Genomic DNA, 13,579 nt, shown 5'->3' with positions numbered 1-13,579 from the left:
CAAGAAATTTCAGACGGCGGGTCAGCCCCGCGTCGTCCACCAGACCGTGGTGTCGGCGGGCACCTTCGCCTCGCCGCCCGTCTCCGCGATCTCGCCGCTGCTGAGCAGCACCCGGCCGTACGCCGGGGTCCGCACCGACTCACCCGTGGTGTTCGCCACGCACACGAAGTCGCCACGGCGGAAGGCCAGGACGCCCTCCGGCGCCCGCAGCCACTCCACCGAGTCGCCCGCGCCGAGGTCGGCCTGCGCGCGCCGGGCGCTCAGCGCGGCCCGGTACAGCTCCAGCGTGGAGTCGGGCTCGCCGGTCTGCGCCGCCACGCTGAGCTCGGCCCAGCTCTCCGGCTGCGGCAGCCAGCTGCCGCCGTCGCCGAAGCCGTAGGAGGAGCCCTCGCGGGTCCACGGGATCGGGACGCGGCAGCCGTCACGGAAGCCGTCCTGGCCGGCGCCGCGGAAGTACGCCGGGTCCTGGCGCACCTCGTCGGGCAGGTCGACGACGTCCGGGAGGCCCAGTTCCTCGCCCTGGTAGACGTAGGCCGAGCCGGGCAGCGCCAGCATCAGCAGGGTGGCGGCACGGGCCCGGCGCAGGCCCAGTTCGCGGTCGCCCGCGGTGCGGATCTGGGTGCCGAGGCCGGGCGGGTTGGCGAAGCGGGTCGCGTGCCGGGTGACGTCGTGGTTGGACAGCACCCAGGTGGCGGGGGCGCCGACCGGCCGCATGGCCTGAAGCGTCCGGTCGATGACCTCGCGCAGTTCCTCGGCGTCCCACTCGGTGCCCAGGTACTGGAAGTTGAAGGCCTGGTGGAGCTCGTCGGGGCGCACGTAGTTGGCGGTGCGCTCGACGGTCGGGGTCCAGGCCTCCGCCACGAAGATGCGCTCGCCCGCGTACTCGTCGCAGATCGTGCGCCACTGGCGGTAGATGGCGTGCACGCCGTCCTGGTCGAAGAACGGCATGACATCGTTGCCCAGCAGTTTCAGCTGGTCGTGGGAGCCGAGGTCGGGCAGGCCCGGTGCCTTCACCAGTCCGTGGGCCACGTCGATGCGGAAGCCGTCCACGCCCATGTCCAGCCAGAAGCGGAGGATCGAGCGGAACTCGTCGCCGACCGCCGGGTGCTCCCAGTTGAAGTCGGGCTGCTCGGGGGCGAAGAGGTGCAGGTACCACTCCCCGGGGGTGCCGTCCGGCTCGGTCACCCGCGTCCAGGCCGGGCCGCCGAAGATGGACTCCCAGTCGTTGGGCGGGAGTTCGCCGTTCTTCCCCTTGCCGGGACGGAAGTGGTAGCGCTCGCGGAGCGGGGAGCCCGGGCCCTCGGCGAGGGCGCGCTTGAACCACTCGTGCTGGTCGGAGGAGTGGTTGGGGACCAGGTCCACGATGATGCGCAGGCCCAGGCCGTGGGCGTCGCGGATCAGCGCGTCGGCGTCGAGCAGGTTGCCGAACATGGGGTCGACGGCGCGGTAGTCGGCGACGTCGTAGCCGGCGTCGGCCTGCGGTGAGGCGTAGAAGGGGCTGAGCCACACGGCGTCGACGCCGAGGTCGCGCAGATAGGGCAGGCGGGAGCGCACGCCCTCCAGGTCGCCCATGCCGTCGCCGTTGCTGTCGGCGAAGCTGCGCGGATAGACCTGGTAGATGACCGCGTCCCGCCACCAGTCGCCGCGGGTGGCGACGGTGGCGACGGCGGAGTCGGTGGCCGGGGCTGCAGGATTCTGCTGGCTCATGGCGTCCTTGGAAAGGTGACGGTCCCCCGTTCGAACGCAGTCGAGGGTGGGGGAGGTGTTCGGTTCGGAGGCGCGTGGGTACGGCGGCGGGGGCGGGCCGGGGGTGTCGAGGCGGCCGCGGTGACAGCGGGGTCGGATGGGCACCGCGGCCGCCTACCCGCGCGCCCGAGAGCGCGCGGGAGCCTCTGGCGGGGAGGGCGTCAGCCCTTCGTGCCGCCCGCGGTGAGGCCGGTCACGAGGTTCTTCTGCACGAGGTAGAAGAACGCGGACACGGGTATCGCGACCAGCACGGCGGTGGCCGCCATCAGGTTGCGCTGGGCGTCGTGCTCGCTGACGAAGCTCTGCAGGCCGACGGCGAAGGTGTACTTGCTGTCGTCGAGCATGAACGTCGAGGCGAAGGCGACCTCACCGAAGGCCGTGATGAAGTTGTAGAAGGCGGCGACCGCGAGGCCCGGCTTGGCGAGCGGCAGGATCAGCCGGAAGAAGGTGCCGAACGGGGTGAGGCCGTCGACCCGCCCCGCCTCGTCGATCTCGAACGGGATCGTGTCGAAGTAGCCCTTGAGCAGCCAGGCGCTGTAGGGCACCGCCGTGGAGCAGTAGACCAGGACCAGACCGAGGTAGCTGTCGATGAGCTGGAGGTCCGAGAGGATCTGGTACATCGGCACGATGAGGACGGCGATCGGGAACATCTGGGTGAGCAGCAGCACCCACATGAACTTCCGGTAGCCCGGGAACCGCATGCGGGACACCGCGTAGCCGGTGGTGGCGGCGACGAGGACGCCGATCACCGTGGTGCCCAGCGACACGATCAGCGAGCTCTTCAGCCAGTCGAAGAAGCCGGTGTGCTGCAGGACGAACGAGTAGTTGCTGAACGTCATCTTGTGCCAGATGCCGCCGGGGTGCAGGTAGTCGTCCTTGTCCGGGCCGAGGGAGAGGAAGACCAGCCAGGCGATCGGGAAGAGCGCGATCAGACTGGCGACGATCAGGATGCCGTGGGAGGCGACGGACGCGAGCAGTCCGCGCTCGCCCCGGCGGGGCTTGCTCCGGGCCGGCACCGGGGGCTGCTCGACGTCCGTGGCGGAGGTCTCGACGGTGGTCGTGGTCATGGGAACTCCTGCCTCAGATCGCGAGCTGCTGCTCGTTGCGGTTCAGCCAGCGGCGGTAGAACGAGGTGAAGACGATCAGGATGGCCAGCAGCAGGATGCCGTAGGCGGCCGACTGCGCGAAGTCACGCGGCTGCTGTCCGAAGCCCAGGTAGTACGCCCAGGTCACGAGGATCTGCGCGTCCGGGGCGGTGTTGCCGAAGAGCAGGAAGATCACCGCGAACTGGTTGAACGTCCAGATGATGCCGAGCAGCACCACGGTGGAGCTGACCGACCTCAGGCCCGGCAGGGTGACGAACCGGAAGCGCTGCCAGGCGTTGGCGCCGTCCATCTCGGCCGCCTCGTAGAGGGAGGAGTCGATGGACTGGAGGCCGCCGAGCAGGGAGACCATCATGAACGGCACACCGCACCAGGTGTTGACCATGATGGCGGCGAACCGCTGCCAGAAGGTGTCCTCCAGCCACAGCGGGGCCGGCAGGTGCAGCGCGTCGAGGGCGGAGTTGATGACGCCCCCGTCGGCGAGCATGAAGCGCCAGCCGAAGACGGTGACGAAGGTGGGCACGGCCCACGGCAGGATCAGGATCAGCCGGTAGAACGTGCGGCCGCGCAGCTTCTGGTTGAGCAGCAGCGCGAGGCCGAGACCGATGAAGTAGTGCAGCGCGACACAGAGGGCGGTCCAGGCGATCGTCCAGATGAAGTGCGACCAGAAGCGGTCGTACGACGTCGGGCCGAACAGGATGTCCTTGTAGTTGTCGAGCCCGATGAACTTGTAGGTGGCGTCGATGTGGTTGACGCCGATCGTGCGCGCGGTGTTGAGGCTGTTGGCGTCGGTGAGCGTCAGGTACAGCCCGTACACCAGCGGATACAGCACCAGGGCGCCGAGTACGACGGCGACCGGGGCGATCATGGCGTACGCGTACCAGTGTTTCTGGTAGCCGTTCTTGAAGCGCTGCCCCAGCCCGGGCCGAGGCGCGCGGTCACCGCGGCGCTTGCCGGTCGCGCGGTCGATGGCGACTGTCATGGTTCGACACCTTCAAAGGATCAAGGATTCGGGCTGGGCACAGGGCGGTGGCCGCCGGATCCTTCCCCCCCTCGAGGGAGGATCCGACGGCCACCCGGGCTCACTTGCTGAAGCCGGACACCAGCTTCGAGATCGCCAGTTCGGCGTTGCTCAGGCCCTTGTCCAGCGACTCCTTGCCGCCGGCGATCTTGGGCAGCTCGGTGTCGAGCGGACCCCACAGGCTGCTGTACTCGGGCAGCGCCGGGCGGGGCTGGGCGGCGGCCAGGACACCCTGGTAGCCGGCGATCCCGGGGTCGGCCTTGACCTGGTCGGTGTAGGCGTCGTCACGGGTGGGCAGCGTGGAGTTCTTCAGGGCGATGGTCTCCTGGGACTTCGCCGAGGTCATGAACTTCAGCAGCTTCAGCGCCGCGGCCTGGTGGGCCTTGTCGGAGCCGGCGTAGACCGAGAGGTTGTGGCCGCCGGTCGGGGCGCCCGCCTTGCCGGACGAGCCGGCCGGCACGGTGGCGATGCCGAGGTTGGACTTGTCCTTGAAGGCGCTGCCCTTGTAGAAGTTCGTGATCTCCCAGGGGCCCTGGATGATCGAGGCGACCTTGCCGTTGACGAACGCGTCCTGGATGTGGGCGTAGGCGTCGGCGGTGGTGTCCGCCTTGTGCAGGCCCTTGCCCGAGTACAGGCTCAGCCAGGTGCCGTAGGCCTTCTTGGCCTCGGCGGAGTTCACGGTGATCTTCTTGGCGGCGGCGTCGACGGTGTCGGTGCCCTCGCCGTAGAGGAAGGTCTGGGCGTAGTAGGCCTGGGTGGAGCCCCAGTAGCCGTCGACCTTGGCCTTGGTCTTGATCTTCGCGGCGTCGGCCTTCAGCTCGTCCCAGGTCTTGGGGGCCTCGGTGATGCCGGCCTTCTTGAACAGGGCCTTGTTGTACACGAAGGCGAGGGTGTCGGTGACCAGCGGCACGCCGTAGGTCTTGCCGTCGTACTGCGCCTGCTTGATCAGGCTCGGCTGGAACTTGGCCTGGTCGGCCAGGGCCTCGGTGCCGTCCAGCGGCAGGAAGTAGCCCTTCTTGGCGAAGGCGGGCGTCCAGCCGACCTCGGAGCGCAGCACGTCCGGGGCGCCCGAGGCGCCGGCGGCCGTGTCGAACTTGTTCTGCGCCTGGTCGAAGGGGACGTTGACGTACTTGACCTTGATGTTCTTGTTGGCGGCCTCGAACTGCTTGACCAGGGCCTGGTACGTCGGTGCCTCATTGGTGGCGTTGGAGGTGTCCCACCAGGTGATGGTGACCGGGCCGTCCGACTTTCCGCTGTCGCTGTCGCTCCCGCCGCACGCCGTCGCCGTGAGGGCGAGGGACGCCACCAGCGCGGAGGCCGCTATGCCACGCCGCATGAGTTCTCCTTGAGGGTTAAGCCCGTATGAGCAGGGAGCGGTCCCGTCCGCCGTCCCCGCGGTCTTGCCGACTGCGCCGTTGCGGCCGCCGGGCGAGTGGGAACGTAACAGCGTTGTAAGCGGCGCGAAAGACCTTGCAGAAAAAAAGTGCAAGGGAACACGATGGTTACGCCGCCGTGACCTGTGCGCGAGCGGCTCGTGACCCCTTTACGTCGGTGATCAGCGCGGGAGGGGCCACTTGTGCAAGACTCTGCAAGCTCTTGCTTTTTGTTGGTCCCACCGAAGGACGAGGAGCGCGATGACGCAGCAGACCACGCCGGGCCGTCCGGCCTCCCGCGCCCGGCGTCCGGCCGGTGTGCAAGGGGGCAGGCGACCGGTACAGTCCAGTGCCGTGACCACACGGCTTGCCGACATCGCAGCGCAGGCGGGGGTGAGCGAAGCGACTGTCAGCCGGGTCCTCAACGGGAAGCCGGGCGTCGCCGCCACCACCCGCCAGTCCGTGCTGGCCGCGCTGGACGTGCTCGGCTACGAGCGGCCGGTCCGGCTGCGGCAGCGCAGCGAGGGTCTGGTGGGCCTGATCACACCGGAGCTGGAGAACCCGATATTCCCGGCGCTGGCCCAGGTCATCGGCCAGGCGCTGACCCGTCAGGGGTACACGCCGGTGCTCGCCACGCAGACCCCGGGCGGGTCGACCGAGGACGAGCTGACCGAGATGCTGGTGGACCGCGGCGTCGCGGGGATCATCTACGTCTCCGGGCTGCACGCGGACACCACGGCCGACATGCAGCGCTACGACCGGCTGCGGGCGCAGGGCGTGCCGTACGTGCTGGTGGACGGGTTCTCACCGAAGGTGGAGGCGCCGTTCATCTCCCCCGACGACCGGGCGGCGATGACGCTGGCGGTGACGCACCTGGTGTCGCTGGGCCACACCCGGATCGGGCTGGCGCTCGGACCGAAGCGGTTCGTGCCGGTGCAGCGCAAGATCGAGGGGTTCGTCCGCGCGGTGCAGGAGCAGCTGGGCATGCCCGCGGAGCGGGTGGAGACCGAGCTGGTCCAGCACTCCCTGTACACGCTGGAGGGCGGTCAGGCCGCCGCGACGGCGCTGATCGACCGCGACTGCACGGCGGTGGTCTGCGCCAGCGACATGATGGCCCTCGGCGCGATACGGGCGGCCCGGCAGCGGGGTCTGGAGGTGCCGCGGGACGTGTCGGTGGTCGGGTTCGACGACTCGCCGCTGATCGCGTTCACCGACCCGCCGCTGACCACGGTCCGCAAGCCGGTCCCGGCGATGGGGCAGGCCGCGGTGCGCACGCTGCTGGAGGAGATCGGCGGTACGCCGGCGCCGCACAGCGAGTTCGTGTTCATGCCGGAGCTGGTGGTGCGCGGCTCGACCGCCTCGGCGCCGCACGCCCTGCGCGCCTCGTAGCGGCGGCACGTCCCGCGGGTCGGCCGTCGGCCGCGCGTCCCGGGTACCGCACGTCCCCGGTGCCGCGCAGAAGGTGCGTCGGGGACCCGGCCTTGGGATGATCGGGCGAGGAAGCCTTGTCTGGCAGACTTGATGCCTATGAGTGACTCGACCGTGACAGATTCGGAAGGTCGCGAGGACGTGGCCGTTCCGCGGGCCGTCACGGGCGAGGGGGGCCGGGGTCTGCTGGGCCGGCTGCGTCATCCGCGCCGGCCCCGGTTGTGGTTCGAGATCCTTCTGATCGCGCTGAGTTACTGGGTCTACTCACTGATCCGCAACGCCGTCCCGGAGCAGCGGGCCGCCGCGCTGCGGAACGCGGACTGGATCTGGCGGACCGAGCACCAGCTGGGCATCGCCGTCGAACGGGCGGTCAACCACGCCGTGAACTCGGTGTCTTGGCTGATCGTCGGCATGAACTACTACTACGCCACGCTGCACTTCGTCATCACGCTGGGCGTGCTGGTGTGGCTGTACCGGTGGCATCCCGGCCGGTACGCCGCCACCAGGCTGGCGCTCTTCGCGACGACGGGCGTGGCCCTCGTCGGTTACTACCTGTTCCCGCTCGCGCCGCCCCGGCTGATGCGGGACGGGCGCTTCGTGGACACGGTCATGGTGCACCACACCTGGGGCTCGATGGCCTCCGGCGACCTCAAGCACATGTCCAACCAGTACGCGGCGATGCCGTCGATGCACATCGGCTGGTCGCTGTGGTGCGGTCTGACGGTCTTCGCGCTGGCGTCGGTGCCGTGGGCACGGGTGCTCGGCCTGCTGTACCCGGCGACCACCCTGCTGGTGATCGTCGCCACGGCCAACCACTTCTGGCTGGACGCGGTGGGCGGCATGCTCTGCCTGGCCTTCGGCGCCGCGGTGGCCCGGCTCTGGTACGGCGCCCTGCCCCACACGATGCCGAGGCGGGTGCCGGTCCGGGCGCCCGAGCCGGCTCAGGCCCCGTCGCCGTAGAACAGCTCCTCCACCACCGTGCGCGCCCTGCGGGTGGTGCGGCGGTAGGCGTCGAGCATGTCCCCCGCGTGTCCGGCGCCGTACCCGAGGTAGCGGCCCACGGCGGCCAGCTCGCGGGGCTCGGTGGGGAAGGTGTCCCCGGCCCGGCCGCGGACCAGCATGACCGCGTTGCGCACCCGGGTGGCCAGCACCCACGCCTCGTCCAGGATCTCCGTCTCCTCGGCGGACAGCAGACCGGCCGCGCGGACCGCGGACAGGGCGTGGCGGGTGCGGGTGGTGCGCAGCCCGGGCACCTGGTGGCCGTGCCGGAGCTGGAACAGCTGGACGGTCCACTCGACGTCGGACAGGCCGCCGGGGCCGAGCTTGGTGTGCAGCTTGGGGTCGGCGCCGCGCGGCAGCCGCTCGGCCTCCATCCGGGCCTTCAGCCGGCGGATCTCGCGTACGGCGTCCTCGGCGAGCCCCTGCGGCGGGTAGCGCAGCGGGTCGATCAGCTCGGTGAAGCGGCGGCCGAGGTCCGCGTCCCCCGCGACCGGCTCGGCCCGCAGCAGCGCCTGCGACTCCCAGACCAGGGACCAGCGGCGGTAGTACGCCCCGTACGACTTCAGGGTGCGCACCAGCGGGCCCGACTTGCCCTCGGGGCGCAGGTCGGCGTCGATCAGCAGGGGCGGATCGGCACTGGGCAGCTGGAGCAGCCGGCGCATCTCGGCGACGACCTTGTTGGCGGCCGCGGCCGCCTCGTGCTCGTCCACGCCGTCCTGCGGTTCGTGCACGAAGAGCACGTCCGCGTCGGAGCCGTAGCCCAGCTCGTGCCCGCCGAAGCGGCCCATGCCGATGATCGCGAACCGGGTGGGCAGGGTGTCGCCCCAGCCGCCGCGCACGACCGCGCGCAGGGTGCCGGCGAGGGTGGCCGCGGTGAGGTCGGAGACGGCCGCGCCGACCCGGTCCACCAGGGCGCCCTGGTCGGCCTCGGCGGGGAAGGTCTCGGTGCCGTAGGAGCCGACGATGTCGGTGGCGGTGATGCGGAACAGCTCGCGGCGGCGGACGCCGCGCGCCGCGGTGACGCCCTGCTCGGCGTTCTCCGCGCGGCCCACGGCGGCGAGGATCTCCTGCTCCAGCTGGGCGCGGTCGCGGGGCTCCAGGCCGCCGCCGTCCCCCTGGCCGAGCAGGGCCACCGCCTCCGGGGCGCGCATCAGCAGGTCGGGGGCGAGGCGGCCCGCCGACAGGACGCGGGCCAGGTTCTCGGCGGCGGCGCCCTCGTCCCTGAGGAGCCGCAGGTACCAGGGGGTCTTGCCGAGGGCGTCGGAGACCTTGCGGAAGTTCAGCAGGCCCGCGTCGGGGTCCGCCGAGTCGGCGAACCAGCCCAGCAGGACCGGCAGGAGGGTGCGCTGGATCGCCGCCTTACGGGTCACGCCGGACGCCAGCGCCTCCAGGTGGCGCAGGGCGGCGGCCGGGTCGGCGTAGCCGAGGGCGACCAGGCGTTCGCGGGCCGCCTCGGGGCTCAGGCGGGCCTCGCCGGGGGCGAGTTGGGCCACCGCGTCGAGCAGCGGGCGGTAGAAGAGCTTCTCGTGCAGCCGTCGTACGACGCCGGTGTGCCGCTTCCATTCGCGGTTCAGGTCGGCCACCGGGTCGGCGCGCAGCCCCATGGAGCGGCCCAGGCGGCGTACGTCCTCCTCCGCCTCGGGGACGAGGTGGGTACGGCGCAGGCGGTACAGCTGGATGCGGTGCTCCATGGAGCGCAGGAAGCGGTACGCCTCGTCCAGGCGGGCGGCGTCCTCGCGGCCGACGTAGCCGCCGGCGGCCAGGGCCTGGAGGGCGTCGAGGGTGGTGCCGCTGCGCAGGGACGGGTCGGTGCGGCCGTGCACCAACTGAAGGAGCTGGACCGCGAACTCGACGTCGCGGAGGCCGCCGGGGCCGAGTTTGAGCTCGCGTTCGATCTCGGCGACGGGGATGTTCTCGACCACCCGGCGGCGCATCTTCTGCACGTCCGCGACGAAGTTGTCGCGTTCGGCGGCCTTCCAGACGAGGGGTTCCAGCGCGTCGATGTAGGCCCGGCCGAGGTCCTGGTCGCCGGCCACCGGGCGGGCCTTCAGCAGGGCCTGGAACTCCCAGGTCTTGGCCCAGCGCTGGTAGTAGGCGACGTGGCTGCTGAGGGTGCGGACGAGGGGGCCGTTGCGGCCCTCGGGACGGAGGTTGGCGTCCACGGGCCAGATGGAGCCCTCGACGGTCGTCTCCGAGCAGATCCGCATGAGGTGGGAGGCGAGTTTCGTGGCGGACCTGAGGGCCTTGGCCTCGCTGGTGCCGTCGGTGGCCTCGGCCACGAAGATGACGTCCACGTCGGAGACGTAGTTCAGCTCGTGACCGCCGCACTTGCCCATCGCGATCACGGCGAGGCGGCAGGCCGCCGCGTCCTCGGGGGCGGCGGCCTGTGCCATCGCCAGCGCGGCGCGCAGGGTGGCGGTGGCCAGGTCCGCGAGTTCGGCCGCGGTCTGGGCGACGTCCGTGGTGCCGCAGACGTCCCGGGCGGCGATGGAGAGCAGGCAGCGGCGGTAGGCGACGCGCAGGGAGACCGGCTCGGTCGCGTCGGCCAGGCCGCGTTCGAACTCCGCCACGCCCGGGTGGAGGTCGCGGGGCTCGTAGGTGACGAGGGCCTGCCAGTCGCTGGGGTGGCGGGCGAGGTGGTCGGCGAGGGCGGCGGAGGCACCGAGGACGCCGAGGAGGCGGTCGCGCAGCGGCTTGGCCGCGATCAGGGTGTCCGTCAGCTCGCGCGGGGCGGCGGAGCCGTTCTGCGCCTCCAGGAGGCGGACCAGACCGTGCAGGGCCAGGTCGGGGTCGGCGGTGGCGCCGAGGGCCTCCAGCAGGACCGGGTCGTTGCGCACGGGGTCCAGCTCGGGGCCGTCCAGCAGGCGCTCGGCGGCGGAGGGGTCGGTGAAGCCGTGCCGGAGCAGACGGGTGAACGTGCTGCTTCTGCGCCCCGGCGTCATCCTCGGCCTCCCCTTGTCTCGGATCAAGGTCGTCCTGGCCAGAGCCTAACCGCACCACGAGGCCCGGGCTCCGGGGCGGGCCCGGGACCGGGGCGGGATTCGGGGCGCGGCTCCCTGGGCTTCGGCGCGGGTAGGGGGTTGCCGCCGCGGCTTCCGTGTGTGCGGGACGCCCCGGGTCCGGCTGCGGGATTCGGCGCCGCCGACGTCATCCACGGTGCTGGGTGCGTGCGCGTGGTTCACGTGCGCTCGGCCTGGCGTGAGCGGGTGCCCCGCCGGTGGGCCCGGGGCAGGATCCGCGCCGTACGGATCCGGTCCGGCGCACCGCGCTCCGCCGCGGGCCCGGGCGCGGCGCGGAACCCGCGATCCCGTGTTCCGCACGCCCTGTCGGCGGCCGGGGCCGACCGCCGGGGCGATGCCTGCGACCCGGCGACGGCGTGAGAGGCCGTGCGGGTGACGTGGGGCGGGTGGGCATCCGGAGCCGCGCGGGCGACGGGGCGCGGGCGGGTGATCGGTGGACGGCCCGGTGTGCATCCGCCCGGCGCTACCGACGGCTCCCTCGATCCGCCCCAGGCGGGGCCGTTTCGGTGGCGCCCCGGAGGGATTTCCGCTTCGGTGAGGGCGAGCCGTTCAGCCGTGACGAGGAGGAGTCGTTCCATGCAGATGTCCCTCGAAGTGGTCATGCTGCCCGTGTCCGACGTGGACCGGGCCAAGGAGTTCTACCGCGACAAGGTCGGCTTCCACGTCGACCTGGACGGGGAGGTGATGGAGGGCGTGCGGATCGTGCAGCTCACGCCGCCGGGGTCCGGGTGTTCCATCGCGCTGGTGGACGGGCTGCAGATGCCCACCGGGACACCGCGGCCGGGGACGTACCACGGTCTGCAGCTGTGCGTGACGGACGCCAAGGCCGCCTACGAGGAGCTGACCGCGCGGGGCCTCGAGGTCAGCGAGCCGGTGCAGTTCGCACCGCAGGACGGGGCCACCTTCATGTACTTCAAGGACCCCGACGGCAACGGGTGGGCCGTCCAGGAGTACAAGCGGCGGCTCACCGAGCCGCTGCACCAGGCGCTGGCCCGACCGGCGGCGCCTCAGGACTAGCGACCTGCCGCGGCAGCCGGGCGGTCAGCAGATCGAGCATGCTCCGGGCCGCCCGGACCGCCGCGTCCGCGCAGCAGTTGTTGAAGAGGAGGTGGACCTCCTCGGCGCGCGCGGCGAGGGCGCGGACGCGGGGCAGCCACTCGGCGAGTTCCGCCTCCGTGTAGTCGTGGCGGAAACGGTCCTCCTTGCCGCCCGTGCCCCAGTGGGCGCTGCGGCCGTGGAAGCGGACGACGGCGAGGCGCGGGGTGGTCACGGAGGTGTCCGGGGGCAGCGAACCGGGCAGGCCCTGGCGGGTGTCCACGCCGACGGCGGTGGCGCCCAGGTCCCTGAGGAAGGCGGTCGTACGGGCGGACCGCCACCAGGCGCGGTCGCGGAACTCCACGGCGAACGGCCAGTCGCGGGCGCGTTCCCGGGCCGCGCGGACGAACGCCTCGGAGTCGGGGCCGGGGGCCAGGGAGGGCGGGTACTGGAACAGGAGCGTGCCCAGCCGCCCGGCGCGGCGCAGGGGGTCCACCGCCTCGGCGTACCGCGTCCAGGTCTCCGTGAGCAGGCCCTCGTCCCGCGGGTGTCCGCGCAGGTCCGCGGGGAGGGAGGCGGGGCGGGTGGGGTGGCCGGTGAGGAGGGAGAACGCCTTGACGTCGAAGCGGAACCCGGCGGGGGTGCGGTCCGCCCACAGCCGGGTGGTGCGCGGACTCGGCAGGGCGTAGTACGGGGAGTCGGCCTCGGCCACGGGGAAGCGGCTCGCGTAGTGCCGCAGACGTCCCTCGGCGTCGCGGTGGCCGCGTGGGTACCAGCCGCTCCGCACCAGCGCCGGGTCGGTCCAGCCGCAAGTGCCCACCAGAATGCGCGTCATGGCGGCGCGGGTACCCGCCGTTCATCCGGTCTTCACTCGCGAGGTTGGCTTCCGTGGGCCACGGGAATGTTGGCGTGTGCATGCTCTGTCCGCACCGCCAGCCCCGTATCCCCCCCACCCCGGAGGTTGATGTGTCCGGCAGTTCCGTGTACCGCCGTGCCCGCACCGTCGTGGCGTCCGCGGCGGCCCTCGCCGCGGCCGCGGCAGGTCTGTGGACCGGTCTCGGCAGCGGGTCCGCGCACGCCGCGACCACCGTTCCCAGTCCGGACCACGTGGTCGTCGTCGTCTTCGAGAACCACGCGTACAGCCAGGTCATCGGTTCCTCCAGCGCGCCCTACATCAACTCGTTGAAGTCGGGCGGCGCCAACCTGTCCCAGGCGTACGCCGAGACCCACCCGAGCCAGCCCAACTACTTCGCCCTGTTCTCCGGTTCGACGCAGGGCATCACGGACGACAGCTGCTACACCCCGGGCTTCTCGTCCGCGCCGAACCTGGCCTCCGAGCTGATCGCCGCCGGCCGCAGCTGGGCCAGCTACAACGAGACGCTGCCCAGCCAGGGTTCGACCACCTGCAGCAGTGGCAAGTACGCGCGCAAGCACAACCCCTGGTTCGGGTTCAACAACGTACCGACGTCCAGCGCCAAGACGTTCGCCCAGTTCCCGACGGACTACTCGACGCTGCCCCAGGTGTCGTTCGTCGTCCCCAACCTGTGCAGCGACATGCACGACTGCTCGGTGTCCTCCGGTGACACCTGGCTGAAGAACAACCTGGGCGCGTACGCGACCTGGGCCAAGACCCACAACAGCCTGCTCGTCGTCACCTTCGACGAGGACAACCGGCTCAGCGGCAACCGCATCCCGACGGTCCTGTACGGCCAGCCGGTCACCGCGGGCTCGTCCAGTTCCACCACCTACAACCACTACGACCTGCTGCGCACCCTGGAGGACACCCAGGGCCTGAGTACGCACGCGGGCAACGCTGCCTCCGCCAAGGACATCACCGGTATCTGGGCGTCCTGA

General features: G+C 71.5%; 10 protein-coding genes. 4 read left to right on the top strand and 6 right to left on the bottom strand.

Annotated elements, in window-relative coordinates; all coding sequences use genetic code 11:
* Positions 1-21: 21 nt before the first annotated feature.
* The 4 genes from ACF08B_RS15065 to ACF08B_RS15050 all read right to left on the bottom strand — a co-directional run bounded on the left by ACF08B_RS15065 (position 22) and on the right by ACF08B_RS15050 (position 5,206).
* Positions 22-1,707, bottom strand: coding sequence for a glycoside hydrolase family 13 protein (locus tag ACF08B_RS15065; protein ID WP_392317751.1), 1,686 nt, complete (start codon positions 1,705-1,707; stop codon positions 22-24).
* A gap of 200 nt (positions 1,708-1,907) precedes the next feature.
* On the bottom strand, positions 1,908-2,813 hold the full coding sequence (locus tag ACF08B_RS15060; RefSeq protein ID WP_392317750.1) for a sugar ABC transporter permease: 906 nt from the start codon (positions 2,811-2,813) through the stop codon (positions 1,908-1,910).
* Positions 2,814-2,826: 13 nt separating this feature from the next.
* Positions 2,827-3,831, bottom strand: coding sequence for a carbohydrate ABC transporter permease (locus ACF08B_RS15055; protein ID WP_392317749.1), 1,005 nt, complete (start codon positions 3,829-3,831; stop codon positions 2,827-2,829).
* 100 nt (positions 3,832-3,931) lie between these two features.
* On the bottom strand, positions 3,932-5,206 hold the full coding sequence (locus ACF08B_RS15050; RefSeq protein ID WP_073893286.1) for an extracellular solute-binding protein: 1,275 nt from the start codon (positions 5,204-5,206) through the stop codon (positions 3,932-3,934).
* 391 nt (positions 5,207-5,597) lie between these two features.
* On the opposite strand from ACF08B_RS15050, the gene ACF08B_RS15045 reads away from it, so the two are divergent.
* The gene (locus tag ACF08B_RS15045) at positions 5,598-6,632 is read left to right on the top strand and encodes a LacI family DNA-binding transcriptional regulator (protein WP_073894112.1); all 1,035 of its coding nucleotides are present in this window, start codon (positions 5,598-5,600) and stop codon (positions 6,630-6,632) included.
* A gap of 138 nt (positions 6,633-6,770) precedes the next feature.
* The gene (locus ACF08B_RS15040; protein WP_392317748.1) at positions 6,771-7,631 is read left to right on the top strand and encodes a phosphatase PAP2 family protein; all 861 of its coding nucleotides are present in this window, start codon (positions 6,771-6,773) and stop codon (positions 7,629-7,631) included.
* On the opposite strand, the gene ACF08B_RS15035 is transcribed toward ACF08B_RS15040, so the two are convergent.
* Positions 7,613-10,612 carry a bifunctional [glutamine synthetase] adenylyltransferase/[glutamine synthetase]-adenylyl-L-tyrosine phosphorylase gene (locus tag ACF08B_RS15035; RefSeq protein ID WP_392317747.1) on the bottom strand — a complete coding sequence of 1,000 codons (3,000 nt, stop codon included), beginning with the start codon at positions 10,610-10,612 and terminating at the stop codon, positions 7,613-7,615. The genes ACF08B_RS15040 and ACF08B_RS15035 overlap by 19 nt on opposite strands.
* A gap of 654 nt (positions 10,613-11,266) precedes the next feature.
* Between ACF08B_RS15035 and ACF08B_RS15030 the strand changes: the two genes are divergently transcribed.
* Entirely contained in the window at positions 11,267-11,707 is a 441-nt protein-coding gene (locus tag ACF08B_RS15030) for a VOC family protein (RefSeq protein WP_392317746.1), read from the top strand.
* Here ACF08B_RS15030 and ACF08B_RS15025 read toward each other — a convergent pair.
* Positions 11,655-12,560 (bottom strand): DUF72 domain-containing protein, encoded by a 906-nt coding sequence (locus ACF08B_RS15025; protein ID WP_392317745.1) that lies wholly within the window; start codon positions 12,558-12,560, stop codon positions 11,655-11,657. The genes ACF08B_RS15030 and ACF08B_RS15025 overlap by 53 nt on opposite strands.
* Positions 12,561-12,691: 131 nt before the next feature.
* Here ACF08B_RS15025 and ACF08B_RS15020 point away from each other — a divergent pair, with 131 nt between their 5' ends.
* Positions 12,692-13,579: an alkaline phosphatase family protein gene (locus ACF08B_RS15020; protein WP_392317744.1), complete on the top strand. Its 888-nt coding sequence runs from the start codon at positions 12,692-12,694 to the stop codon at positions 13,577-13,579.

The sequence above is a fragment of the Streptomyces sp. NPDC015139 genome, from assembly GCF_043079785.1.
Taxonomy (GTDB): domain Bacteria; phylum Actinomycetota; class Actinomycetes; order Streptomycetales; family Streptomycetaceae; genus Streptomyces; species Streptomyces albidocamelliae.
The sequence above is the reverse complement of the archived record's forward strand: the minus strand, read 5'-3'. Positions and strand labels throughout refer to the sequence as shown.